At 73.4% G+C, this 24149-nt stretch carries 20 protein-coding genes; 6 read left to right on the top strand and 14 right to left on the bottom strand.

Annotation, left to right across the window (positions count from 1 at the left end; genetic code table 11):
• Nucleotides 1–52: 52 nt before the first annotated feature.
• The 5 genes from EV188_RS33000 to EV188_RS31760 form a co-directional block, all read right to left on the bottom strand.
• The gene (locus tag EV188_RS33000) at nucleotides 53–181 is read right to left on the bottom strand and encodes a hypothetical protein (protein ID WP_279536754.1); all 129 of its coding nucleotides are present in this window, start codon (nucleotides 179–181) and stop codon (nucleotides 53–55) included.
• A 342-nt stretch (nucleotides 182–523) separates the two neighbouring features.
• A complete protein-coding gene (locus EV188_RS31765; protein ID WP_166659952.1) occupies nucleotides 524–697 on the bottom strand; it encodes a hypothetical protein in 174 nt (57 codons plus the stop codon).
• A 28-nt stretch (nucleotides 698–725) separates the two neighbouring features.
• On the bottom strand, nucleotides 726–2492 hold the full coding sequence (locus EV188_RS18465; RefSeq protein WP_133827701.1) for a BCCT family transporter: 1767 nt from the start codon (nucleotides 2490–2492) through the stop codon (nucleotides 726–728).
• Nucleotides 2489–3028, bottom strand: a complete 540-nt coding sequence (locus EV188_RS18460; RefSeq protein ID WP_133827700.1) for a nitroreductase family deazaflavin-dependent oxidoreductase — start codon at nucleotides 3026–3028, stop codon at nucleotides 2489–2491. Before EV188_RS18460 ends, EV188_RS18465 begins: the two co-directional genes overlap by 4 nt.
• A 150-nt stretch (nucleotides 3029–3178) precedes the next feature.
• A complete protein-coding gene (locus EV188_RS31760) occupies nucleotides 3179–3553 on the bottom strand; it encodes an MmpS family transport accessory protein (protein WP_166659951.1) in 375 nt (124 codons plus the stop codon).
• 362 nt (nucleotides 3554–3915) lie between these two features.
• Between EV188_RS31760 and EV188_RS18450 the strand changes: the two genes are divergently transcribed.
• Nucleotides 3916–5952 (top strand): transglycosylase domain-containing protein, encoded by a 2037-nt coding sequence (locus EV188_RS18450; RefSeq protein WP_133827698.1) that lies wholly within the window; start codon nucleotides 3916–3918, stop codon nucleotides 5950–5952.
• A 506-nt stretch (nucleotides 5953–6458) separates the two neighbouring features.
• Nucleotides 6459–8417: a radical copper oxidase GlxA gene (gene glxA, locus EV188_RS18445; protein ID WP_133827697.1), complete on the top strand. Its 1959-nt coding sequence runs from the start codon at nucleotides 6459–6461 to the stop codon at nucleotides 8415–8417.
• 329 nt (nucleotides 8418–8746) lie between these two features.
• On the opposite strand, the gene EV188_RS18440 is transcribed toward glxA, so the two are convergent.
• Both EV188_RS18440 and EV188_RS18435 read right to left on the bottom strand, forming a co-directional pair.
• The gene (locus EV188_RS18440; RefSeq protein ID WP_133827696.1) at nucleotides 8747–9223 is read right to left on the bottom strand and encodes an enoyl-CoA hydratase/isomerase family protein; all 477 of its coding nucleotides are present in this window, start codon (nucleotides 9221–9223) and stop codon (nucleotides 8747–8749) included.
• Nucleotides 9224–9239: 16 nt separating this feature from the next.
• A complete protein-coding gene (locus tag EV188_RS18435; RefSeq protein WP_133827801.1) occupies nucleotides 9240–10100 on the bottom strand; it encodes an alpha/beta fold hydrolase in 861 nt (286 codons plus the stop codon).
• 496 nt (nucleotides 10101–10596) lie between these two features.
• Here EV188_RS18435 and EV188_RS18430 point away from each other — a divergent pair, with 496 nt between their 5' ends.
• From EV188_RS18430 to EV188_RS18420, 4 genes are all read left to right on the top strand, one after another.
• The gene (locus tag EV188_RS18430; RefSeq protein ID WP_133827695.1) at nucleotides 10597–11241 is read left to right on the top strand and encodes a class I SAM-dependent DNA methyltransferase; all 645 of its coding nucleotides are present in this window, start codon (nucleotides 10597–10599) and stop codon (nucleotides 11239–11241) included.
• A gap of 262 nt (nucleotides 11242–11503) precedes the next feature.
• Nucleotides 11504–12448: a hypothetical protein gene (locus EV188_RS31755; protein WP_166659950.1), complete on the top strand. Its 945-nt coding sequence runs from the start codon at nucleotides 11504–11506 to the stop codon at nucleotides 12446–12448.
• 104 nt (nucleotides 12449–12552) lie between these two features.
• Nucleotides 12553–15465 carry an AfsR/SARP family transcriptional regulator gene (locus EV188_RS18425; protein ID WP_133827694.1) on the top strand — a complete coding sequence of 971 codons (2913 nt, stop codon included), beginning with the start codon at nucleotides 12553–12555 and terminating at the stop codon, nucleotides 15463–15465.
• Between the two features lie 124 nt (nucleotides 15466–15589).
• Nucleotides 15590–16027 carry a tautomerase family protein gene (locus tag EV188_RS18420; RefSeq protein ID WP_133827693.1) on the top strand — a complete coding sequence of 146 codons (438 nt, stop codon included), beginning with the start codon at nucleotides 15590–15592 and terminating at the stop codon, nucleotides 16025–16027.
• Between the two features lie 154 nt (nucleotides 16028–16181).
• Here EV188_RS18420 and EV188_RS18415 read toward each other — a convergent pair whose 3' ends face one another.
• The 7 genes from EV188_RS18415 to fucP form a co-directional block, all read right to left on the bottom strand.
• Nucleotides 16182–16619 carry a hypothetical protein gene (locus EV188_RS18415; RefSeq protein ID WP_133827692.1) on the bottom strand — a complete coding sequence of 146 codons (438 nt, stop codon included), beginning with the start codon at nucleotides 16617–16619 and terminating at the stop codon, nucleotides 16182–16184.
• Nucleotides 16616–18079 carry an Nramp family divalent metal transporter gene (locus EV188_RS18410; RefSeq protein WP_133827691.1) on the bottom strand — a complete coding sequence of 488 codons (1464 nt, stop codon included), beginning with the start codon at nucleotides 18077–18079 and terminating at the stop codon, nucleotides 16616–16618. The genes EV188_RS18415 and EV188_RS18410 overlap by 4 nt, the downstream gene beginning before the upstream one ends.
• Before the next feature lie 5 nt (nucleotides 18080–18084).
• Nucleotides 18085–18846 (bottom strand): dihydrodipicolinate synthase family protein, encoded by a 762-nt coding sequence (locus EV188_RS18405; RefSeq protein WP_133827690.1) that lies wholly within the window; start codon nucleotides 18844–18846, stop codon nucleotides 18085–18087.
• 22 nt (nucleotides 18847–18868) lie between these two features.
• Nucleotides 18869–20575, bottom strand: a complete 1707-nt coding sequence (locus EV188_RS18400) for an IlvD/Edd family dehydratase (RefSeq protein ID WP_133827689.1) — start codon at nucleotides 20573–20575, stop codon at nucleotides 18869–18871.
• A complete protein-coding gene (locus EV188_RS18395) occupies nucleotides 20572–21282 on the bottom strand; it encodes a FadR/GntR family transcriptional regulator (protein WP_208114254.1) in 711 nt (236 codons plus the stop codon). Before EV188_RS18395 ends, EV188_RS18400 begins: the two co-directional genes overlap by 4 nt.
• 4 nt (nucleotides 21283–21286) lie before the next feature.
• Nucleotides 21287–22582 carry an enolase C-terminal domain-like protein gene (locus EV188_RS18390; protein WP_133827688.1) on the bottom strand — a complete coding sequence of 432 codons (1296 nt, stop codon included), beginning with the start codon at nucleotides 22580–22582 and terminating at the stop codon, nucleotides 21287–21289.
• A gap of 128 nt (nucleotides 22583–22710) precedes the next feature.
• The gene (gene fucP, locus EV188_RS18385) at nucleotides 22711–24078 is read right to left on the bottom strand and encodes an L-fucose:H+ symporter permease (protein ID WP_133827687.1); all 1368 of its coding nucleotides are present in this window, start codon (nucleotides 24076–24078) and stop codon (nucleotides 22711–22713) included.
• Nucleotides 24079–24149 lie beyond the last annotated feature (71 nt).

Raw genomic sequence — 24149 nt, 5'->3', positions numbered from 1 at the left:
CCGCTGCAGACGGGATCGAGGAGCCGACGTGAAGCACAGCGGCCGTTACCTGTCAGCTCCGGACGACCCCGACCGGCGCCGGACCAGCCGTCCCGTCGGCGGGGTCGGCCGGACCGGTACCCGTCAGCCAGGCGGCGAGCACACCGAGCACGAAGCCGACGGCGAGAGCGAGGGCGGCCATCGACGCGAACAGGAGTCCTCGACCCGGACCGGCGGGGAGTGGTCGGCGTACAGGTCGGTGCGGCGGCGTCGTCGGCGCCGACAGGAGCGAGACATCCCGCGGAACCGGCGGAACGCCGCCTGCGCGTCGGTGCTCGGGAGAACCGACCCGCCGTCCACCTGCCGACCCGTCGGTCGCGCCGCCGAGCGAGAACTCGACGGTCGGGGCCGGTCCCGGGACCGCGGGGTTCGTCCGCCGGGCCGGCGGCCTGTTCGTCACCGGACCTTCTCGACCGGCACGGCCCCGGTGGCGGGTTCCCGGCCGTGCGGTCGGCTGACGACCTCGCCGGCGCAGCCGGCGCTCTCAGCCGTCCGCCGCGTCCTCGTCGTCGGGACGGGAGCGGCGCTCCTGCGCCGCCGGGGGATCGGCGTCGCGTGCCCGGGCGGCCGCCGGGCGGCCCTCGTCGTCGTAGTACTCGTCGGGCAGTCCGACGTTGTCGTGGGCGCGCTGCGCGGCGCGCCGGTTCTCCTGTGCCATCGCTCCTCCTCGAGCGTGGTCGCCGTGATCAGTTCTCACGCCCCTCGGTGGAGGGCGCGACGTGGGAGAGCTCGGCGACGGTGGTCTCCCCCAGCGACGGGTCGACGTGGTCGTCCCCGTCGAGCCCCGAGCCGTCGGCCGGTTCGCCGTGCTCGGACCCGTCATCCTCGGCGCTGTGCCGTCCGTTGCCGGCGGTGGTGAGCACAGCGCCCGCCGGCCGGGCAGCGGCCCGGAGCCCCGGCATCGGCGAGGCCTCCGATGGCATCCGCACCACGAACCGCTCGGTCGACATCCCCTTCACCAGGCCCACGGCCATGGCGATCAGCACGAGGCAGAACGGCAGGCCGGCGAGGATCGACGCGGTCTGCAGCGCGCTCAGGGCATCCGCCCCGCTGGCGGCACCGGCCGCCAGGAGGACCGCCGCGATGACACCCTCCATCACCGCCCAGAACAGGCGCTGCTGCCAGCGCGGGTTCGGGTCACCGCCGTTGGTGAGGATGTCGACGACGAGGGACCCCGAGTCCGACGAGGTCGCGAAGAACAGCACCACGACGATGATCGCGACGGCCGAGGCGAGCAGGGACACGATCCCCGCGACCGGCAGCTGCTGGAGCAGCACGAACATCCCGGTCTCGGTGGTGGCCTCGGCCAACGGGTTGGTGGGGTTGGACAGCAGCGCGGCCAACGCGCTGTCGCCGAAAACCGTGAGCCACACCATCGACGCACCGACCGGCGCGAAGAGCGCTCCGGCGACGAACGAGCGGATCGTGCGCCCGTAGGAGATGCGGGCGAGGAACATACCGACGAACGGGGACCAGGAGATCCACCAGCCCCAGTAGAAGAGCGTCCAGCTGGCTTGCCACTCCTGCGCGGCGGGGTTGCCGGGGTAGGTCTGGAAGCTCTGCGCGGGCAGGTTCTGCAGGTAGTAGCCGATGTTGGTGACCGTGGTGTTGAGCAGGTCGCGCGTCGGTCCGAACGCGAACACGAACACCATCAGCGCGAACGCCAGCCACAGGTTGATCAGCGACAGGTTCCGGATGCCCTTGTCGATCCCGAGCATCACCGAGACCACGGCGATCGCGGTGATGCCGAGGATCAGGACGACCTGCAGCGGCGTGGTGTTGGTGATGCCGAACAGCGTCTCCAGGCCGGCGCCGACCTGCTGGGCGCCGAGGCCCAGCGAGGTCGCGAGGCCGAACAGGGTCCCGAACACCGCGAGCACGTCGACGACGAAGCCTGGCCACCGGTTGATGCGCTCACCGAGCAGCGGGTAGAGGGCCGAGGCCGGACGTAGCGGGAGCCCCTTGCGGAAGGCGAAGTAGCCCAGCGCGAGGCCCAGCACGATGTAGATCGCCCACGGGTGCAGACCCCAGTGGAAGAAGGTCAGGAACATCGCGTTCTGGGCCGCCTCGGACGTCCCGCCCGGGCCCACCGGCGGCTCCTGCAGGTAGCTCACCGGCTCACTGACCGCGTAGTAGACGAGCCCGATGCCCATGCCCGCGGTGAACAGCATCGCGAACCACGACATCGTCCCGTACTCGGGCTGCGAGTCGGCCGGGCCGAGGCGGATGCGGCCGTAGCGCGACGCCATGAGCACGATGACGAAGATCAGGAAACCGCTGGCGCTGAAGATGTAGAGCCAGCCGAAGTTCGTGACGATGAACGAGTTCACCGCGCTCGCCGCCGACGACAGCGAGGACGGCGCGAGCACGCCCCAGAGCACGAGGGCGATCGCGAGGACCGCCGAGGAGATGAACACCGGCGGGCTGGTGTGCTCGCGGAGGGAGCGGATCACGGGGGAGGTTCCTCCTGGGGCGGCCGGGGTGTGGCGGGCGCCGGCCTCGGCAACGGGGTCGGGCTGAGCAGGACGAGGGGCACGCCGTGTTCCGCGTCGGCCCCCAGGCGCTCGTAGGCGCCGGGCGAGCCGTCGACGTCGTGGTCGAGCATGCGCATGAGAGCGGCGGCGGCTCGGGGGTGGCGCGTGGCGTACTCGGCGAGGCGGCGGCCCGACTCGGCGGACGGGAGCGCGTAGGCCCAGCCGTCACGACGGCGTCGCCCGACCTGGTAGCTGACCTCCGGATGGGCGAGCACGTTGCGGAACCACTGGGCCCGCGCCCCGTAGCCGGAGGCCACGACGTAGGAGTCGCGTGCCTCGCCGCGGCCCACGACCTCGAGCGCCACGTGGCGCGGCCGCCCGCTCCGGCGACCGATGTGGGTCAGCAGCACCAGGCGCCGTCCGAAGACCCACCCGAGGCCGCACCGATAGACGAGCACCGGCGCCCGGACGAGGGCACGCGAGAACGCCCGGCGTGCCGGTTCCGCGGTCCGCATCCGCGCCTCCTCCCTGCTGTCGGAGCCGAGTCCACCGCCGGGAACCCCGTCTCCGCCAGCTCGACAGGGCGTTGTCAGGGAATCGCAAGCCACCGGGCGCCGACGACGGGCGATCCCGCTCCGGAAGCGAGCCGGCCGGGAGAAGGGCCGTCACGAGTCGTCCACGGCGCCGACGCACGCCACGTTCGTCGATTCTTCCGACGACGTCTGCTCCGCGACCACGACGCCCTGCACCGTGACGCGGCAGGTGATGCGGTCACCGACGTCGGACGCCCCCTGCGCGGTGAGGACGTAGGTGGCACGCTCCCGGCTCCGCCCGGTGGCGCTCCACGGCAGGACGACACCGTTCTGTCTGGTGAGCTGGTCTTCCGAGCCCCACGTCACGAGCACCCGCGCGGCCCCGCCGGTCACCTCGAAGAGCACCTCGGGCGGAGCCGCGGTCCCTACCCCGGCAGCCGGGCGCGCCTCCGTCGTCGTCCACGGGATTCGGGCGGCCAGTGCACCGAGCAGGAGGCCGACCAGCACGGCGGCGACGGCGGCCCCCGTGAACGCGACCCCACCGCGACGGGAACGGGTCGGTACCGGCGGGTGGAGCGGAGCGTTCGCCCGTGTCAGGAGGGAGACATCCCGAGGCACCGGCGGCACTCGCGCGGCACGCGACCGGCCCTCCCCGGAGCTCTTCCCACGATCCGGTGGTCGGCTGCACGCCGGGCGGTGACGGTGCACCCGGGGCGGCTCGGTCACCCCGGGACCCTCTCAACCAGGACCGCCGTCCCGCGGGTTCGCGACCTTGCGGAACGCTGACGATCGCACCGCGGCGGCCATCGTCAGGAGATCGACAGCGCCGAGCGCCGCTCCCGACCGGCGGATCGTGATCGGCTGGAGGCATGAGGGGCGCCCACCGGGACGAGGACGACGAGAGCGGCGATCGCCCTCTGCTCGCCCTGCGGGCGGCGACCGCCGTCGCGGTCGCGGGCCTGCTCCTCGCGGGGTTGCTGGCACCCGCCGCCGTCGGCGCGGGAACGCTGCTCGCCCGTGCCTCGGCCAGCGTCTCCTCGACCACCGCCGGCCTGCTGGACCGCGAGCCCGACGCGGCCACGGTGATCACCGACGTGACCGGCGCGCCGATGGCGACCGTGTACGACCGCTACCGGCTCCCGGTGGGACCCACGGGCATCGCCGACACCATGAAGGCGGCGATCGTCGCGATCGAGGACCGCCGGTTCTACGACCACGACGGGATCGACGCGCAGGGCCTGACCCGTGCCGCCGCCACCAACGCGGTGGCCGGGACCCCGTTCGAGGGCCAGGGCGGGTCGACGATCACCATGCAGTACGTCAAGAACCAGCGGCTCTACACGCTCGCCGACACCGACGAGGAACGCCGGACGGCGACCGCCGACACCGTGGCCCGCAAGCTCACGGAGGTGCGGCTCGCCCGTCGCGTCGAGGACCAGCTGGACAAGGACGAGATCCTGGCTAGGTACCTCGACCTCGTCTACTTCGGTCGGGGGGCCTACGGCGTCGAGGCCGCCGCGCGGACGTGGTTCGGTAACGACGCCGACGCCCTCACCGTGCCGCAGGCCGCGCTGCTGGCGGGCCTCGTGCGCGCTCCGTCGGCCTACGACCCCGTCGACCACCCGGGCGCGGCACGTGCACGGCGGGACCAGGTGCTCGACGCGATGGCCGACGTGGGCTCGCTGACCCGCGCGCAGGCCACCGCGGCCCGCGCCGCGCCGCTCGGGGTCGTGTCCGAGCCGGTCCCGGCGCCGAACGGCTGTGCCGGGGCCCGTCCGGGTACCGGCTTCTTCTGCCGCGAGGTCGTCGAGCGCCTCACGGCCACCGGCCTCGACCTCGCCACCGGCGGCTACACGGTCCGGACGACCCTGGACCCCCGGGTGACCGCCGCCGCTCGCGACGCGACCCGCGCCGCCGTCGACCCCGACGCCGACGTCGCGGACGTCACCGCCGTGGTGGCCCCCCGGCCCGGCCGCCGCCCGGTGCTCGCGCTCGCCGCCAACCGGACCTATGGCCCGGACGCGGAGGCCGCCCAGAGCGTGTTGCCGCTGCCCACCGCTCCCCTGCGCGGCGCCGGCTCGATCTACAAGATCTTCACAGCCGCTACCGCCCTGGAGAAGGGGCTGGTGTCCCCGCGGACGACACTCGACGTCCCGGACGAGTACCGCTCCGAGCTCGCCGAGGACTACACCGTGGAGAACCTCGGCTCCCACCCCGACGAGCTGACCCTGCGGCAGGCACTCGCCACCTCGCCGAACACGACCTTCGTCGAGCTCGTCGACCGGATCGGGTCGGTCGCCCCGATCGTCGACGTCGCCCGCCGGCTGGGCCTGCGCACGACCCTCGCCGCCCCCGGCCCCGACGGGCGGCCGCTCGCCGAACGGATCGGGGCGGCGCAGGCGTCGTTCACCCTCGGCCCGGACCCCACCAGCCCGCTCGACCTCGCCAACGTCGCCGCGACCGTCGTGTCCGGCGGCAAGTGGTGCCCGCCGACGCTCGTGGACGCGGTGACCGACCGCGACGGCCACGACATGATCCCGGCGGTCGCCCCCTGTGAGCAGGCGGTCGACCCCGTCGCCGCCCGGGAGCTGCGGACCGCGCTGTCGGAGGACGTGGAGGACGGCACCGCGTCCCGCGCCGCCGACGACGCGGGGTGGGACCGCACGATGATCGCCAAGACCGGCACCACCCAGCGCTCCGCGTCGGCCGCGTTCCTCGGCGCGACCGACCGCTACGCCGGTGCGGTGATGACGTTCTCCACCGACGGAGCGGAGCCGGTGTGCACCAGCCCGGTCAGCACCTGTTCCGAGGGCGACCTCACCGGGGGATCCGTCCCGGCCGAGACCTGGTTCGACCTCATGAGCCCGCTGCACCGCAGCGGCGACGCCCGCGGCGACGACGACTGATCCGCGGAGCTCCTGTGCTGGGTCGACAGGGGTGCGACCCGCCGAGGCCGCGGCGGGCTCAGCGTCCCGAGGCCGGTCGGCAACGGCGAGCGCGGAACGGCCACGGGAGCCGGCGTCGCGTCCCGAACGCCACCGAGCCCGGGCGATACCCCGGCGGGACGTCCCGGGCCTCGCCGAAGGGAACGACGGGCTCGTGCGCGGCGCCGCGGCCGTCGGGGTCGTGGGGTGCATCCATCGGCCATCCTCCGTGCTCGGCAAGGAACCGTCCGCGACACCACCACGGCAGGGGGCGGTGGGTGAACGCCCCGGGCGGGACGTCAGCTGATCGCAAGGCGTCATCGGCTCACACGCGGCGCCCCGGCGTCGTTTCTTCCTGAGGGGCTGTGCGCGGTCGTCGAGGGGGCGGCCGCGCACGGCCCTCGCACCACCCCACGTGGAGAGGGAGATCGAAGGATGGACGACAGCGAGCCCGACCGTCCCCGCGAGGTCACGGGGGTGTCGTAGACATGCCGGCTCTCGCCCGCCGCAAGGGCCCCTCGATCCTCCTGGGCGTGCTCGCCGCCGCCGTGCTGCTCGCGGTGAACCTGCCCCCGGCGCTGGCCTACGTGCAGTCCTGGCGTCACCAACGACTGATCACCAGCCTGCCCTACCTGCAGCAGCACGGGCGCTGGGACGTCATCGGGGTCCCGCCCCAGGACCGGGTCAACGCCATCCACGCTGCCCTGCTGCCCAGCGGCAAGGTCCTGCTCATCGCCGGCTCGGGCAACAAGGAGGACCTGTTCGCGACGAAGGCGCTCAAGAGCCTGCTCTACGACCCGCGGGACGGCTCGACGCGGATGATCCCGGTACCCGACGACATGTTCTGCGGCGGCCAGACGCTGCTCCCGGACGGCCGGCTGCTCGTCGCCGGCGGCACGGCCCGCTACGAGAAGCTCGCCGGCGCCGTCACCTACGCCGCGGGCGCGATGCGCGTGAAGAACGAGAACCCCGACATCGCCCCCACCGTGCCGGCGGGCAGCGAGTTCGTCGCCCCCGACGGGCGGCGCTACCGCAGCGTGCGCGACGCGGTCGTCCCGCCGGCCGCCAAGACCACCACGGGCTCCGGCGCGACGGTGACCGCGAGCGAGGTCACGACGTTCGTCGAGGCCGTGACACCCGGCCCCGTGGCGGTGAACCCCGACCGCGCGCAGTACGCGATCGCGGGGCTGCAGCCCGAGCAGGCGCGGAACCTGTACGGGCTCGGCGCGCCGATGACGCTGGACAAGCAGGACTACCAGGGCACGGACAAGGCCTTCACGTTCGACCCGGTCACCGAGACCTGGTCGCCGGTCGGGGACATGGTCTTCGCCCGCTGGTATCCCACGTTGACGCCGATGGTGGACGGGCGCGTCCTCGCGACGTCCGGGCTCGACGGCGTCGGCGAGGTCCTCAACGGCCAGACCGAGGTCTTCGACCCGGCGACGAACACCTGGACCGAGCGCAAGGACCTCACCCACTACTTCCCCACGTACCCGGGCCTGTTCACGACCGCCCGCGAGGACGAGATGTTCTACGCGGGCACCACGGCGGGCTACGGGCCCGCCGACCAGGGGCGCGTCCCCGGACTCTGGGACCTCGACGACAACTCCTTCACGCCGGTCCCCGTCCTGCGCGACCCCGACCTGCTCGAGACCTCCGGCGCCGCGTGGGTCGGGCCGGTGCAGGACCAGCGGATGGCCGTCGTGGGCGGAGGCGGGGTCGGCGAGAGCCCGCGCTCCACCGCCCGCATCGACGTCGTCGACCTGGACGAGCCGGCACCGCGCTTCACCTCCGGACCCACCCTGCCCGAGCCGACCCGCTACCCGAACCTCGTCACGCTGCCCGACGACTCGATGCTGATCAGCAACGGGTCGGAGGACTACCGCGGCAAGGGCGCCTCGGATCACCTGCTCGCCCGGCTCTACCACCCGGGACCTGAGGGCGGCACGCTCTCGGTCGCGGCGGACCCGGTGGTCGGGCGCAACTACCACACCGAAGGCCTCCTGCTCCCCGACGGCCGGGTCCTCACCGCGGGCTCCGACCCGCTGTTCGACGACGAGAAGAACACCGTGCCGGGCACCTTCGAGCAGCGCGTCGAGATCTACTCACCGCCCTACCTCTTCCGCGGGCCGCGCCCGGAGATCACCGAGGCTCCGGACACCGCGGAGCGCGGCGGGACGCTGACCGTCGCCACCCCGGACCCGTCCCGCATCGATCGCGCCCGGCTGGTGCGGCTCGCGAGCTCCACCCACGTCACGAGCGTCGACCAGCGCTCGGTGGCCCTGGACCTGCGTCGCGACAACCGGGTGGTGGACCTCGACGTCCCTGCCTCGATCCGGACCGTGCCCACCGGCTTCTACATGCTCTTCCTCGTCGACGACCGCGGCGTCCCGTCGACCGGGCGCATCCTCCGTGTCGGCGAGGAGGGCGCCGACCGCCCCGAGTGACCGAGGCGGACCCGACGTCAGGCCGCCGCAAGGCACGTCCTCGGCCGACTTCACGCGGCCGGTGCTCCCGTGGAGGACGAACACGACGACGGAGGGCTCGATGAGCTTGCTCGGCAACCTGCGCGATCTCCTGGGTGACCTGCCCGACGACGGACGGGGGTGCCCGCCACCCGAGCGTGGCTCAGCCCGGCCCTCGGAGGCGTCGTGGTGGGAGGGACGGCGACGGGGCGAGGACCCGACGGAGCCGACGAGGCCATGGCCGACCTCCGTCATCGCCGACGGCATTCCGCGCTGACCCAGTGGTCCCGGTCCTCGACGACGCCCGGACGTCAGAACGTCGGTTCGCTGCCCTTCAGCTGGCGCCAGTAGCGGCGGTGGGCGTGCTGGGCGTCCGGCGAGGTGAACCAGGTGGGCAGTTCCTCGTCGAGGGGGTCGGCGAGGTCGGCGATGTCGCGCAGGGCGGCGGCCTGGGCGGCGCGCTTGGTGAAGGCGTAGTGCTCGAGGCAGTCGTCGGGCACGGCCTCGGCGATCGCGACGGCGCGCTCGAGGACCTGGTCGGCGGGCGCGAGCTCGTCGACGACCCCGAGCTGCACCGCCCGGTCGGGGTCGAACTGGTCGCCGAACAGGGAGAGCTGCGCGGCGACCTTCTCGCCCCAGGCGTAGGCCATCATCCGCACGTAGGCCGCGGGCATGGGGATGCTGATGGACACCTCGTTGAGGGCGAAGCGGGCGCCGACGTCGACGGCCACGCGGCGGTCGCACGCCGCGGCGGTGACCAGCCCGCCGGCGAAGGCGTGCCCGTCCACGGCCGCTACCGGCCCGTCAGGGGCTTGCTTGCCTGATGGCGCCGGCGAAGGTGTCGGGCGCCTCGACCGGGACGAAGTGGCCGACCCCGTCCACGGGCTGCACGGTGACCTGCGCGAAGAACTCTCCGACGCGGTCGGACCAGGCGGGCAGGAACAGGGGGTCGTGCTCGGCCCACAGGAACGTCGTGGGGACCGTGATCTTCTCGTCGGGGACCGTCTCGCCCAGGTAGCGCGCCACGACGTTTCCGGCCGCCCGGTAGTACCCGATCGAAGCAACGAACGCGCCGGCGGGGCCATACGCCGACGTCAGGTGCTCGAGCCGGGCGGCGTCCATGATGAAGTCAGGGCCGGACCAGTGCGTCCAGAAGTACTCCAGATAGTCCCGCACCGCGTCCGGTTTCCCGTCGAGGAGCTTCTCGGCCAGGTCGAGATGATGGAAGGACTGATACCAGAACTCGCGAAACGGAGCTTCGCTGAGGATCCGTGACCCGACGCCTGGAGCTGGTGGCGTGATGACGATGGCGCTGAGCAGGTCGGGCCTGTCCTTGGCGAGCTGCTGACCGACCCTGCTGCCGATGTCGTAACCGCCCAGCACGACGTGGGAGAGCCCCAGCTCTTCGATCAGTCCCGTGACACTGCGGGCCTGGGCCACGAGGCTGTAGTGGTCGCCGGGGTCGCGGAGGTGCTTGTCCGAGGCGCCGAAACCGCGCAGGTCCGGCACGACGACGTCGAACTCGTCCCCCAGCCTCTCGGCGACGGATGCCATGTCTGTGCGGTCCCCGGGCCAACCATGAAGCAGGACCACCGGCGGCCGACCAACCGATCCCAGACGGTCGAAGCTCAGGGTGAACCCATCGACCGGGGCTCCCGTCGGCATCGAGAACACGCTCCTTCCAGCAACGCTTGCCCGCGGCCCGAGCCGCGAGCCGACGCACGCTCTCGCGCGCCGGGCGACCCACCGTCGACGATCACCTTCCGCGAACTCTAGTGGCTGGACGGGCAACGACCGTCAAGATCAAGCCACTCCCGCACAGCGGCCGGGCTCGTCACCCAGCACCACGAGCACCTCCGCCCCGGGAGCCGACGAGGACTGTCACCCCGGGGGCCAACTTCAGCTGAGAACGCCACTTGCGACCCGCCGATCCCGTTCGAGGACGTGGTGAACGACCGTGCCGGTGCGATCGTCCAGGTCAGCTTCATTGAGCCGAGTCGGTGAACCACGGCGACCGCCGCGCCCGAGGTCCGACCATGAGGTGAGCAGACCTCGGGCTGCACCGCCCCGCGCCGTGGTCGACCAGCCGTCGCACGACTGAGAAGCGACGGCTCCTGCAATCCGAGCAGTCAGGCCTTCGGCGCCTACTACCGTCGCGAGCGTGACCCCCGACGCCCGGCTGGCCGAGACCGAGGCTTCGTACGACACGGTCGCCCGTAGCTACGCCGACTTGGTTCGCGAGGCTCTGCCGCAACAGCCGTACTTGCTCGCGGCCCTGACCCTGCTCGCCGACCAGGTACAGGCTGCCGGCGGAGGGCGCGTCGTCGACGTCGGATGCGGCCCCGGGCACGTAACGGCCCACCTGCACGAACTCGGCGTGGACGCCCTCGGTATCGACCTGTCCCCCGGGATGATCGACGTTGCCCGGCGCGACCACCCCGGCCTGCCCTTCGAGGTCGCCTCGATGACAGACCTCCACCTTCCTCCCGAGCCGGTCGCGGGGCTACTCGCGTGGCAGTCGTTGATCCACATCCCGGACGACGTCGTGCCTGCCGTCCTCGGGCGCTTCCATCGAGCGTTGCGACCAGGGGGCCTGCTCCAACTCCTGTTCCACGCTGGGGAAGACTCCTGGCTGAAGACCGAGGGCTACGGCGGACACCTGATGAACGTCCGCGTCTACCGGCGTACGCCCGAACAGATGACCGCATGGCTCGCACACGCCGGCTTCGAGATCGAAGCTCAGATGCTTCTCGACCCGGATGGGAAGTTCCCGCAGGCGCTGCTCTTCGCCCATCGCAGAACGTGACGCTCGTGGATCATCGGCACCGCTGTCGAGAGTGACTCCCTCACAGGAATCACTGCGGTTCGGGGTTCGAGTCCCTGACGGCGCACTCTCTCGGCTGATCGGCGCACTACAGAGCACTCTCCGAGTGACTGAAGATCGTTGCTGCGCACGCCTACTCCGGACAGCGATGACGGCAGTCAGCGCGATTCCGTCTCCGGACGCACCTCATGTCCAACTCACGCGTTGGTCCGTCCGAGTGTCCTGACCGGGGGGAGAACACGCGATGCGCAGCAACGAGGTCCTGCCGAGCGACGACGAGCCGGGCCGGGCTCGGCGTCGGCGCGGGGTCGGCCGCGCCCTCGTCGTGGCGGCGGGTTCGCTGCTGCTCGTGGGAACGATGGCGGTGCCCGCGCTCGCGTGCGGCACCAAGGACTGCGGGGACGGCCCGGAGCCGCCGCCGCTGCCGCCCGGGTGCGTGCGGGCCGACGGGCGGGTGACCTGCACCTTCGACTTCACCGGCGAGCCGCAGACCTTCACTCCGCCCGCCGGGGTGACTGCGCTCACGGTCCGTCTGACCGGCGCGAGCGGCGGCGCCGGTGGTGACTTCCCCGACGCCAACGAAGGCGGTGCGGGCGGCCGCGGCGCCACCGTCACCGGCACCGTGACCGGCCTGACCGGGGTACCTCTGACCGTCTACGTCGGCGGAGAGGGCGGCGCCGGGGGCTCCGGAACCGTCGAGGACAACGGCGGGTTCGGCCTGGGCACCGGTGGCGCCGGCGGCTCCCGCGGCGACGACACCTTCGCCCAGGGCGGCGGCGGAGGTGGCGCCTCGGCCATCACCGCGGCGGCGGTCCCCCTGGCCGTCGCCGGTGCGGGTGCGGGCGGCGGCGGCGGTACGGCCCTCCCCTTCAGCCCCGGCTCGGGCGGTGCCGGGGGTGCGTCCAGCGCGAACGGGACCGCTGGCCCGAACGGATCCGCGGGCGGCGTGTCCGGCTCCGCGGTGACCTCCGACGGGGCCGACGGCCAGTTCGCCTTCGGGCGTGGTGGCGGCGGCGGCGGTGGGGGCGGCGGACTGATCGGTGGCGGCGGCGGTCGCACCACCGGCTCCGCCACGACGGGCGGCGCCGGCGGCGGGGGTGGCGGCACCAACCTCGCCCCCGTCGGTGGCAGCGCCACCGACGACACCACCACCGGTGACGGCACCGTGACCATCTCCTACGCCGGCTGACGGGCCGCGACGGCCTCCGCGGCGAGCGCCAGCAGGTCCGCCACGGACGACCGGGCCATCGCTGATCCGGGCCCTCTCCGTCGCCGGTGCGGCACGATGGGGTGATGGGGAGGGCGGCGGACAGCGGGTCGGTGCGCTTCCTGGACCTCGGGGACCTGATGGTCGAGGTCGACGGGGAGGTCCGCGCTCCCGGCGGTCGTCGCCCGGCCGCCGCCCTCGCGGTCCTGCTGGTCCACTCCAACCGCGCGGTGTCCGTCGACGCGCTGAGCGACGCGGTCTGGGACGACGGCCGGCCGCGGTCCGTGTCGACCCTCGAATCGCACCTGTGGCGTCTGCGTCAGGTGCTCGAGCCCGGACGCAGGCCCGGGGAGCCGTGGTCGCTCCTGGTCACCGAGCCCGGCGGCTACCGGCTGCGTGTGGCAACGGAGCAGGTGGACTCGCTGCGGTTCGCCGTCCTCGTCGAGGAGGCCGGGACCCTGCTCGGCCGAGGAGAGGCCGGTCCGGCGCTGGAGCGATGCGAGTCGGCGGGCGCCCTCTGGCGGGGCCGCCCTCTCGCGTCGCTGGCCGACCGACCGTGGGCGACGCCCACGGTCGCGCGGCTGGAGGAGCTGCGCGCCCAGCTCGCGGAGCGACACGTCGACGCACTGCTCGATCTGGGACGCCCCGAGCAGGCGCTGCTCGAGCTCGAGTCGGCCCTCGGTGACCATCCTCTGCGCGAGCACCTCTGGGCGCGGCGCATGCTGGCGGCGTACCGCGCCGGCCGGACCGACGACGCCCTGGCCACCTACCACCGGGCCCGTTCGCTGCTCGTCGCCGAGCTCGGCACCGAGCCCACCGACGAGCTCCGCGACCTGCACCGACGGGTGCTGGCGGACGACCCGTCGTTGCGAGCGGTGACGGCCGGACCTGCCGCGCGGCGCACACCGGACCCCGACCTGCCCCGGTGGTCGAGCCGGCTGGTGGGGCGGGAGCGCGAGCTCGAGCGGCTGACGTCGCTGCTCGGCCGATCGTCGCTGGTCACGGTCCACGGCTCGGCCGGGGTGGGCAAGACGAGGCTGGCGGTCGAAGCCGCCCACCAGGTCGCCGACAACTTCCCCGACGGCGTGTGGTTCGTCGACCTGACCGGGGCTCGCGACGGCGACCAGGTCCTCGACGCGATCACCACGGCCCTATCGCTCGCCGCGCCCGCGACCGGCTCGCCGCTCGGCGCCGTGCACGCCTTCCTCCGCGACCGGAGCGGTCTGCTGCTGCTCGACGACTGTGAGCACGTCCTGGGCGAGGTGGCCGCACTCGTCGAACCCCTGTGCCGTGCCGCCCCGCGGCTCGGGCTGATCGTCACCAGCCGCGAGCGGCTCGACCTCGCGGGCGAGACCCTGGTGGACGTGCCGCCCCTGGCGGTCACCGACGACGATCGCCCCGGGGGCACGGCGCTCGACCTGTTCCTGGACCGCTGGGAGGCGGTCACCGGGCCCACGGACCCGGACGACCTCGTCGCCGCCCGCCGCGTCTGCGAGGCGGTGGAGGGCGTGCCCCTCGCCCTCGAGCTCGCCGCCGCACGCGCCGGCACCTTCACCCTCGCCGAGATCGCCGAGCAGACCGAACGGGACCCGAGCACCCTCTCCGCGCTCGGGCGCCGCCGGCGTGGGGCCCAGCCCACCGTGTACGGCGCGGTGGAGCGCAGCCACCGGTTGCTCGACGACGACGCGCGGCTCCTGCACCGGCGCCTCGCGGTGCTGCCCGGACCCTTCACCGCCGCGACGGCGGCCGCGGTCGCCGAAGTGACGCCCGTCGTCGCGGCGGACCTCCTGGCCGACCTGACCCATCGCTCGATGGTCGTCGCCCGCGGCCCGGCCGGACCGGGGCGCCCGTCGAGGTTCTCCCAGCTGACCATCGTGCGGGCCCACGCCGCCCGTGCCCTGGCCGACGCGGAGGAGACCGCGGCCGCACAGGACCGGCGGGACGCCTGGATCGCGCGCCTCGCCGCCGAGGGCAGGCCCCGGCTGGGTACGCCCGAGGACCTCGCGCGGTCACGAGCACTCGCCGACGACGCCGCGGCGTTGCGGAGCACGCTGCAGCACACGCTGATCGAGATTCCGTCGCTGCGGGGCGCGGAGATCATGGCCGGGCTGGGCGCGCTGTTCTGGTTCCAGCACGACGCGACGCTCGAGGGCTCCCGGTGGATCGAGATCGCCCACGCGCTGTGCACCGGGCGCCCGGGCGGGGTCGCCGGGGTCACGGCGCTCCAGGTGGCCGTCGCCGCGGCGACCGCGCGGGCGTTCGCGGGAGGTCTCGACCGCGCCGCACCACTGTGCGACCAAGCGCTCCAGGACCTCGCCGGCGCCCACCTCGACGCCGAGCAGGAGCTGCTCACCGGGGACGCCCTCGTCGTCCTGTCGACCGCCCTCGGGTTCTCCGGGGCACCGGAGCGGGCGGCGGCCGCGCTCGGGGCTGCCGCCGACATCGTGGCGCGCACCGCGGACCCGACGCTCACGCTCGTCAGTCGGGTCCGGGCCCGCATGGCCGAGCTGGGCCGCGGCGACCCCGCCGGTGTCCTCGTCACCCTCGCGGAGGCGTACCGCGACGCCGTGACCGTCGACAACTGGTTCGGCGCCTGGATCGCGAGCGCGATCGCGCACACGGCCGCCCTCGCCGCCGGGGACCCGACGACGGCACTGGCGTGGTCGGACACCTGCCTGGCCGTCGTCGACCGCACCGGCCGGCAGCAGGCCCCGCTGCAGCTGGAACTGCGGGCCAACACGCTGGCCCTGCTGGATCGTCACGACGAGGCCCTGCGCGTCTACGTCGCCGCACAGGCCCAGGTCGACCGCGCCGGCCTGCCCTGGCCCACCGCGGTCGGCACCGAGGCCCTCCTCGACCGCACGCGCGCCGCGATCCCCCCGGACGTCGCGGAACGGATCGCGCGCGGCGCCGCGCGGCTGACCGTCGCGGACTTCCGGGCGCCCGTCGTCATCGACGACCGGCCGGCCGGCCGCTCCGCAGGACCGGCGCGCGGTTGACGGACGCCGGGCGTTTGGCTCGGACTTGGAGCCGACGTGGCGGGCCGTTGGAGGCCACCCGGTCATCGTCGTCCTCATCGCGGAACCCGCTCGTGGGGACCGCTCCCGAGGGGAAGGACGTCCGATGCCCGTCTACCAGGTCGTGACCAGCGGAATCGAGCTCACCGAGGAGCAGCGCGAGGCGCTCGCCACCCGGTTCACCCGCACCCACCACGAGACCACCGGCGCGCCCGATCCCTTCGTCCGGGTCGTGTTCCAGCCGATGCCGCTGGGCCTGATGTACACCGCGGGCCGCGTCGAGCCGTCGTTCATCCTGAACGCCGCGTGCCGCGCGGGACGCTCCGAGCAGACCCGCCACGAGCTGATGGACAAGCTCTACGAGGTCATCCAGGAGGTCGTGGACCTGCCCGCCGACCAGGTCGTCCTCATCGTCAGCGACACCCCCAGCGGCTGGCTGATGGAGGCCGGGATGGTGCTGCCCGAGCCCGTCCACGACGCCGAGGTGCAGTGGATGAGGAAGATCAACGAGCAGTTCCCCGGCAAGTACGCCCAGTACGTCTGACCCGCACCCCGCGACGACCACGGTCGAGGAGCACGACCACGTGCTCCTCGACCGTGCGACGCGCCGACACGGAGGAGGCTTCGTGCCCCACACCGGCATCCTGGCCGCCAACCCCGACGGAGCGGCCCAGTGTTTCCTGCGCTTCTGCCGACGGCTACGCCACCGACGTCGTCGGGGCGCCGACGACGCCGTCGCCCGAGGGCATCCGCCCGAGCGTCAGCGCGTAGCGACGCACCCGCCGGGCGCGGACGACCGCGAACAGCGCTGCGGCGCCGGCGAGCACCGCCAGGGGCGGCTCGAGCAGCAGGACCCCGGCGGCGACCAGCACGCCGCCCAGGGCGAGGACCTGCCAGCGGCGCAGGGCGGCGAGGCACCGTGCCTGCTCCTCGGCGACCTCCCAGGGATCGGCGCTCGTCGGCGGGACCGACGTCCCGCCGGCCCCGTCGTCCCGGAACGCGAGCCACGCGTTGGCCGCGCCCGCGAAGGCGAAGACCACCGCCCACACGGGCGCCCCCTGGGCCGCCCGCACGCCGGCCAGGGCCAGGAAGCCCACGCCGAGCACGACGTGGCGCCACGACACCGCGGCGGTCATCCGATCACCCCCACCAGCTCGAGGATCGCGACGATCCCGCAGACGGTGAGGAACACCGACCCGAGGACGACGAGCACGCGCAGCGTCCGGCGCATCCGGTAGGGCTCGGGCAGGTTGACCCTGTCGATGTAGAGGAGCCCGGCACCGTAGATGCCGCAGGCGAAGACGCCGCCGAGGATCGACGCCGGCGTCACCAGGTCGGTGAAGCTCAGGTCGGAGAGGATCGCGACGAGCGCGATCGCGCCGGTCCAGCCGTAGACGAGCGGCCGGATGCCCCGCTGCCCGCGGGCCCGCACCTTCTCCGAGACCGCGGCGAGGCTCTCGTACGCCGTCCACGAGTAGGCCTCCCAGAGCGCGTAGACCGTGCCGAAGAGGACCATGACGATCGCGACGATGTAGAAGTACTCGAACACCGGCGCCACGACGCCGAAGAACTGCGACTGGTAGGTCAGGACGTCGTTCTCCTCGGGCACCTGCTGCTGCGCGCCGAGGATCGTCGCCCCGTTCATCATGAACGCCGTGGCGATGACACCCAGGGCGAGGAACGCCGCGAGCATGTCGAACAGCGGGGCCCGGCTCCACGCGCGGGCGTTCGCGACGTCCTCGGGCTCGGTCGACAGCGGGATCGGCGCGCGGTCGTCGTCGGCCGCGTAGTCCTGCTCGATCCGGTCGGCGTCGCGGTGGCCGAGCATCCCCCACTTCTTCTCGCGCAGCATGCCCGTGTAGCCGATGTAGTCGTACATGCCGCCGCCGAGGCCGCCCATGAACACCGCGAGCTCGACCCACACCGAGGTCTCCACGACGTCGGGGTAGCGCTGCCCCACGAACGGCGCGTAGTCGGGGAGGACCGGCAGCAGCCCGCGGAGGGCGGCGAGCCAGTCCGGGTTCGACACGAACACCGCGATCAGGACCAGCACGACCATGAGGCCGGCGATCGCCACCTGCACCTTCTCCAGCACGGCGTAGCCGCCCACGAAGGACAGGATCGCCGCGAGCACCAGCACGCCGACGGCCCACAGGGTGGCGTCGCCGGCGCCGAGGGCCTCCAGGTAGTCGCCGAGGGCGGTCGCGACACCGCTGGCCCAGCCCGGGAAGGAGGCGAAGCAGATGACGGCCAGCACGATCGGGAACCATCCGCGCGGGCCCGGCATGGCCCGCGCGAAGCGGCGCATCGGGTGTTCACCGGTGAGGGTGATGTAGCGGTTCGAGGCGTAGACCAGGCCGCCCTTGGCCAGGCAGCCCACCACCACGGCCCAGAGCACGGCGTAGCCGAAGACGGCGCCCTCGCGGGACGCGAGGATCGACTCGCCGCTGCCGATCGTCAGCGACGCGATGATCGCGCCGGGGCCGAAGTAGCGCAGCGCGGTCGCCACCCCCACCCGCCGCTTGCGCAACGCCGCCGGCGCCTCGGGCAGCCGGAGCACGGGGCCCACGGCCCGTCCCGTCTCGGAGGTGGCCATCGCCCTCACCCCATCCGGACGGTGTCGGAGGTGCCGAACCGCTCCGCGACGAGCTGCTTGACCCCGCGGGGGAAGTCGCGCTCGCAGGCGAGGTGGGTCGGGGTGACCTTCCGCAGGGCGTCGGCGTCGCCGGCGAACGCCGCGGCGCAGAGCTCGGGAGCGACGTTGGCGAGCGCCAGGATGCCGCCCGCGCAGCCGAGCGCCCCGGCCAAGTGGATCAGCCCCGGCTGCCCGGTCCAGACCGGTCCGGCGTAGGAGTCGACGGTGGCCAGCAGGCGAGTCGCGTCGCCCGAGGAGTCCTTGACGCCGGCGACGGGCAGCGAGGGCAGCATCTCCACCGGGATGCCGGGCGGGGACACCGCCGGGAAGTGGTAGGCGAGTACCGGCGTCGAGCCCGCGGCGTCGGCCAGCTCCCGGTAGTAGCCGCTCGGGTCGACGAGCCCGCGCGGGGTCCGGGCGATCACCGCGTCCACGCCGGTGTCGGTGGCGCGCGCCGTGAGCCGCGCGGCCTGGTGGGTCGACGCGGCGCCGGTGCCGCCGATGACCACGGCGTCCCCGACCGCGGCGCGCACGGCGTCGAACAGCCGCAGACGTTCGTCGTCGTCGAGCGCGTCGGCCTCGCCGGTCGTGCCGGCCACCACGATCGCGTCGGCGCCGAGCTCGACCAGCCGGGCGGCCAGGTCGGCCGTCGCGTCGGCGTCGAGCTGCCGTCGGGCGTCGAAGAGCGTCACGAGGGCGACGCCGACGCCGGTGAAGACGGGATCCATCTCGGTTCCTCCTCCGGAGGCATCAGTGGGATTCGCGCGGCACCTCGGCACCGCTCCGGCCGACCAGGAAGTCGAGGTCGGCGCCGCGGTCGGCCTGCAGCACGTGCTCGGTGTAGAGCCGGGCCCAACCGCGGTCGGCCGGCGCCGCCGGCGGGCGCCACCGGGCCCGCCGCGCGGTCAGCTCGTCGTCGTCGACGTGCAGGTGCAGGCGCCGGCCCGGCACGTCGAGCTCGATCTCGTCCCCGGTCTCGACGAGGGCGAGCGGCCCGCCGACGGCGGCCTCCGGCGCGACGTGCAGCACGACCGTGCCGTACGCGGTGCCCGACATCCGCCCGTCGGAGATACGCACCATGTCGCGCACGCCGCGTTCGAGCAGCTTGCGCGGCAGCCCGACGTTGGCCACCTCGGGCATGCCGGGATAGCCGCGCGGGCCGCAGTGGCGCAGGACCAGGATCGTGGCGGGGTCCACGTCGAGCTCGTCACTGACGGCGCGGTACTCCTCGGGCGAGTCGAAGACCAGCGCGGTACCGCGGTGACGGCGCAGCGAGGGCGACGCCGCCGACTGCTTGATCACCGCGCCGTCGGGGGCGAGGTTGCCCCGCAGCACGGCGGTCCCGCTGCCCGGCGGCGCCAGCGGCTGCCCGAACGGGCGGATGACCTCGCGGTTCCAGCAGGCGGCGTCGGCGATCGCGTCGCGGACCGTGCCGCCGGCCACCGTCGGTCGCTCGAGGTGGAGCAGCTCCGCGATCTCGGCCATCACCGCTGGCAGCCCCCCGGCGTAGCAGAGGTCCTCCATGAGGAACCGGCCCGAGGGCTCCAGGTCGACCAGCGTCGGCACGTCGCGGCCCAGGGCGTCGACGTCGTCCAGCGTGAACGGCACGCCGAGCCGGCCGGCGATCGCGGCGAGGTGGATGACGGCGTTGGTCGACCCGCCGATGGCCGCGTTGACGCGGACGACGTCCTCGAAGGCCTGCCGCGTCATGATCGTCGACGGCCGGACGTCGGACCGGACGAGCTCGACGATGCGCTGCCCCGCCCGCTGCGCGGTCTCGTCGCGGCGGGCGTCGACCGCGGGCCAGGTCGCCGAGTACGGCAGCTGCATCCCCAGGGCCTCGGCCAGGCAGGCCATCGTCGACGCGGTGCCCATCGTCATGCAGTGCCCGGGCGAGCGGGCCATCGCGCCCTCGGCCACGGCGCACTCGGCCTGCGTGATCGTGCCCGCGGCCAGCTCCTCCTCGAAGCGCCACACCTGGGTGCCCGAGCCCAACTGCCGGCCCTGGTAGCGGCCGCTGAGCATGGGCCCGCCGGTGACCATCACCGAGGGGAGGTCGACGCTGGACGCGGCCATGAGCAGCCCGGGCGTGGTCTTGTCGCAGCCCGAGAGCAGGACGAGCCCGTCGAGCGGGTTGGCCCGCATCAGCTCCTCGGCCTCCATCGCGAGGAGGTTGCGGTAGAGCATGGCCGTGGGCCGCAGCAGCGTCTCGCCGAGGCCGGTGCACGGGAACTCCCGCGGGAACCCGCCGGACTGCCACACGCCCCGCTTGACCGCCTCGGCGACCCGGTGGAGATGGGCGTTGCAGGGCACCAGCTCCGACCACGTCGTGGCGATCCCGATGACCGGGCGCCCGTCGAACACCTCGTCGGTGACGCCCTGGTTGCGCATCCAGGAGCGGTGGATCATCCCCGATCGGCCCTCGGCCCCGAACCAGGCCGTGCTGCGCCCGCTCATCGCCCACCTCCCGCGGTCCCGAGGTGGGCACGGACCCACTCCTCGACCTCGACGACGTGCGTGGTGGCCGCGGTCCAGGCGGCGAGCGCGTCCCGGCTGCGCAGCGCGCGCAGGATCGCCAGGTGCTGGTCGTGGGTCCACGACAGGACGTCGTGCTCGACGATCGCCCGCCAGATGCGCACGCGCGCCGTGCGCCCCGCGACGACCCCGGCCAGCGAGGCGAGCGTGGCGTTGCCGGCGGCCCGCGCGATCGCGGCGTGGAAGTCGAGGTCCTCGGCGACCAGGCGCTCGGGCTCGGTGAGCGCCTGCATGCGCTCGAGCCGCTCCTGGAGGTCCTCCAGAGCGGTCGCGTCGATGCGGACCGCGGCCAGGGCGGTGGCCCCGGGCTCGAGCACGCGGCGGCACTCGAACAGCTCCGCGACGCCCTGCTCGTCGACCAGGTCGAGGAACGTGCCGGTGGCCCGCACCAGCCGGTCGGGACGCAGGTCGGTGACGAACGTGCCGTCGCCCCGGCGCACCTCGAGCACGCCCGCCCCGGCGAGCGCCCGCACCGCCTCGCGCAGCGACAGGCGCGAGACGTCCAGTCCCGCCGCCAGGTCCGCCTCCGGCGGGAGGCGCTCCCCCGGCGCGAACTCCCCGTTCTCCACGCGGGCGACGAGGATCCCGATCACCCGGTCGACGACGCTCGCGGTCCCGTCGGTGGCCACACCCTCACCCCGTCCAGACCGAGCCGCCGGGGAAGGCGTACGCGGCCCGCGACTCCGCGAGGATCTCCGCGCTGTAGCCCGGCCGGGTCGGCGGCAGGTAGGACGGGCCGCGGAGGCGGACCGGGTCGGCGAAGTGCTCGTGGAGGTGGTCGACGTACTCGATCATCCGGTCCTCGCGGGAGCCGCTGACGGCGACGTAGTCGAACATCGACAGGTGCTGGACGAGCTCGCACAGGCCGACCCCGCCGGCGTGCGGGCAGACGGGGACGTCGTGCGCCGCGGCGAGGAGCAGGACCGCGACGGCCTCGTCGACGCCCCCGGGGCGGGCCGCGTCGAGCTGGCAGACACCCATCGCGCCGGCGGCCAGGAACTGCTTGAACATCACGGCGTTGTGGGCGTGCTCGCCGGTGGCCACACGGATCGGGGCGATGGCGCGGGCGATGGCGGCGTGGGCGAGGACGTCGTCGGGGCTGGTGGGTTCCTCGAACCACCAGATGTCGGAGGGCGCGAGCGCCTCGGCCCACCGCACCGCGTCCGCGGCCCCGAGGTTCTGGTTGGCGTCGATCATCAGGCGACGCCCGGGACCGAGGACCTCCCGGGCGAGCGCGCAGCGGCGCACGTCGTCGGCGAGGTCCCCGCCGACCTTCAGCTTGACCGCGTCCCAGCCCGTCGCGACCGCCTCCCGGCACAGCCGCACGAGCTTGTCGTCGTCGTAGCCCAGCCACCCGGCGCTGGTGGTGTACGCCGGGTAGCCCTCGGCCCGCAGCCGGGCCTCGCGCTCCTCGCGCCCCGGGACCTGCTTCTCGAGCATCTCGAGGGCGGCCTCGGGGGTGAGCGTGTCCCGCAGGTAGCGCCAGTCGACGAGGTCGACCAGCTGCCGCGGGCTCATGTCCGCGAGGACCTTCCACACCGGCGCGCCGACGGCCTTGCCGATCAGGTCCCAGGCGGCGTTGACCACGGCGGCGAGCCCGAGCTGGATCGTCCCCTTCGCCGGCCCGAGCCAGCGCAGCTGGCTGTCGGCCTGGAGGTGACGGGCGAAGCCGCCCGGATCGGCGACGAGCTCGGCGACCGGCCAGCCCCGCGCCCGCCGGCCGATCACCTCGGCGGCCGCGACCGCGAGCTCGTTGCCCCGCCCGATGGTGAAGGTGAAGCCGTGGCCCTCGAGCCCGCCGTCGGTGCGCAGCACGACGTAGGCCGCCGAGTAGTCCGGCGCCTCGTTCACGGCGTCGGACCCGTCGAGCGCTCGCGACGTGGGGAAGCGGAGATCCACGGTCTCCACGTCGACGATGGCCCCGTCCATGCCGACTCCTCTGACCTCTCGGCGGTCACACGGGCGGGTGTGCGGTGAATCACCCGCCATCTAGCACCGTGCCAGGGCCGGACATCAGATGTCTACCGTCTCGAGGGAGACGATCCGGTCCGCGGGGATCAGGCGGTCGCGCTCTCCCCGGTGCCCGCGGTCGCCCGCTCGTCGGGCTCGTCCGGCTCGTCGGTCACCTCGTGGCGCAGGTTGCTGCGGAAGTAGAGAAGGATCCCGAGGAAGCACAGGGCCGACACCACGAACGACATCTGGAGCGAGCCGACCACGTCCGACACCGCGCCCTGCACCACCGGGACCACCGCTCCCCCGACGATGGCCATGACCAGGATCGCGCCGCCGGTCTCCTGGTAGCGCTTGTCCCGGATGGTGTCCAGGGTCTGACCGAAGATCGTCGGCCAGCACGGGCCCATCACGAGGTTGGACGCGATGACCAGCCAGATCGCGGACGCCGCCGGACCGAACGCCGCGAGCGCGAGCAGCGCCGCCCCGATGCCGCAGTAGACGACCAGCACCCGCGCCGCGGAGTACCGCGCGATGAGGCCGTTCGCCACGAACTTGCCGACCAGGAAGCACGAGAACCCGGCGATCATGTAGTTGGTCGCCTCGCGCTCGTTCATCCCGGGGTAGAGCTCGAGGGCCACGCGGATCGTGAACGACCACACCGCGGTCTGGAGGCCGACGTAGAGGAACTGGGCGACGATGCCCTTGCGGTACTGCGCGGTGCGCACGAGCACCCGCAACGTCTCGGCCAGCCCGGCGTGCCGCTCGGACGCCTCCCCGGCCGGCTTGCCCCGCGGGAACTCGGTGACCAGGAAGAGCACGAGCAGGACGACGAGCACGACGAGGATGTACTTGTAGGGCAGCAGGGTGTTCTGCAGCAGGTCGTGGCCGAGCGCGAGCTTCGCCTCGGGCGTCGGCGCCGCGTCCAGCTGCGCCTCGATCGAGTCCCCGGTCGTGAAGATCAGGTACTTGCCGAGGACCACGCCCAGGAGGTTGCCGATCGGCGTGAAGGTCTGCGAGATGTTCAACCGCAGCGTCGAGGTCCGGCGCGGGCCGAGCATCGACGAGTACGTGTTCGCGCTGGTCTCCAGGAAGCTCAGCCCGATGGCCACGGCGAAGATGCAGAACAGGAACATCCCGTAGGTCGCGAGCGTGCTGGCCGGGAAGAACAGCCCGCAACCAATGATGTAGACGGACAGGCCGATCAGGATGCCGACCTTGTACGACGTCCGTCGCACGATGCGCGACGCCGGGATGGCGATCAGGAAGTAGCCGCCGTAGAACGCCGACTGGACGAACGCCGTCGCCGCGTCGGACAGCGTGAAGACGTGCTTGAACTGGGTGATCAGGATGTCGTTCAGCCCGGCGGCGGCGCCCCACATCGGGAACAGCAGCGACAGGATGACGAACTGGAAGATCGGCGTCCGGTCGAGGTATCCGGAGTCCAGCTGTCGCGCGGGATTCTTGATGAACATCGAACCCACCCCGTGCCCGTCGGCCCCCCGACCGCCACGGAACGTAACTCGGTGACCACGGACACAGCAAG

It is taken from the genome of Actinomycetospora succinea (assembly GCF_004363095.1).
GTDB classification, from domain to species: domain Bacteria; phylum Actinomycetota; class Actinomycetes; order Mycobacteriales; family Pseudonocardiaceae; genus Actinomycetospora; species Actinomycetospora succinea.
The sequence above is the reverse complement of the archived record's forward strand: the minus strand, read 5'-3'. Positions and strand labels throughout refer to the sequence as shown.

Bases quoted from the DNA above. Each gene is read 5' to 3' on its own strand.
- EV188_RS33000 (WP_279536754.1), bottom strand. From the start codon at position 181: ATGGCCGCCCTCGCTCTCGCCGTCGGCTTCGTGCTCGGTGTGCTCGCC.
- EV188_RS31765 (WP_166659952.1), bottom strand. From the start codon at position 697: ATGGCACAGGAGAACCGGCGCGCCGCGCAGCGCGCCCACGACAACGTC.
- EV188_RS18460 (WP_133827700.1), bottom strand. From the start codon at position 3,028: ATGCGGACCGCGGAACCGGCACGCCGGGCGTTCTCGCGTGCCCTCGTC.
- EV188_RS18450 (WP_133827698.1), top strand. From the start codon at position 3,916: ATGAGGGGCGCCCACCGGGACGAGGACGACGAGAGCGGCGATCGCCCT.
- glxA (WP_133827697.1), top strand. From the start codon at position 6,459: ATGCCGGCTCTCGCCCGCCGCAAGGGCCCCTCGATCCTCCTGGGCGTG.
- EV188_RS18435 (WP_133827801.1), bottom strand. From the start codon at position 10,100: ATGCCGACGGGAGCCCCGGTCGATGGGTTCACCCTGAGCTTCGACCGT.
- EV188_RS31755 (WP_166659950.1), top strand. From the start codon at position 11,504: ATGCGCAGCAACGAGGTCCTGCCGAGCGACGACGAGCCGGGCCGGGCT.
- EV188_RS18425 (WP_133827694.1), top strand. From the start codon at position 12,553: ATGGGGAGGGCGGCGGACAGCGGGTCGGTGCGCTTCCTGGACCTCGGG.
- EV188_RS18420 (WP_133827693.1), top strand. From the start codon at position 15,590: ATGCCCGTCTACCAGGTCGTGACCAGCGGAATCGAGCTCACCGAGGAG.
- EV188_RS18415 (WP_133827692.1), bottom strand. From the start codon at position 16,619: ATGACCGCCGCGGTGTCGTGGCGCCACGTCGTGCTCGGCGTGGGCTTC.
- EV188_RS18410 (WP_133827691.1), bottom strand. From the start codon at position 18,079: ATGGCCACCTCCGAGACGGGACGGGCCGTGGGCCCCGTGCTCCGGCTG.
- EV188_RS18405 (WP_133827690.1), bottom strand. From the start codon at position 18,846: ATGGATCCCGTCTTCACCGGCGTCGGCGTCGCCCTCGTGACGCTCTTC.
- EV188_RS18400 (WP_133827689.1), bottom strand. From the start codon at position 20,575: ATGAGCGGGCGCAGCACGGCCTGGTTCGGGGCCGAGGGCCGATCGGGG.
- EV188_RS18390 (WP_133827688.1), bottom strand. From the start codon at position 22,582: ATGGACGGGGCCATCGTCGACGTGGAGACCGTGGATCTCCGCTTCCCC.
- fucP (WP_133827687.1), bottom strand. From the start codon at position 24,078: ATGTTCATCAAGAATCCCGCGCGACAGCTGGACTCCGGATACCTCGAC.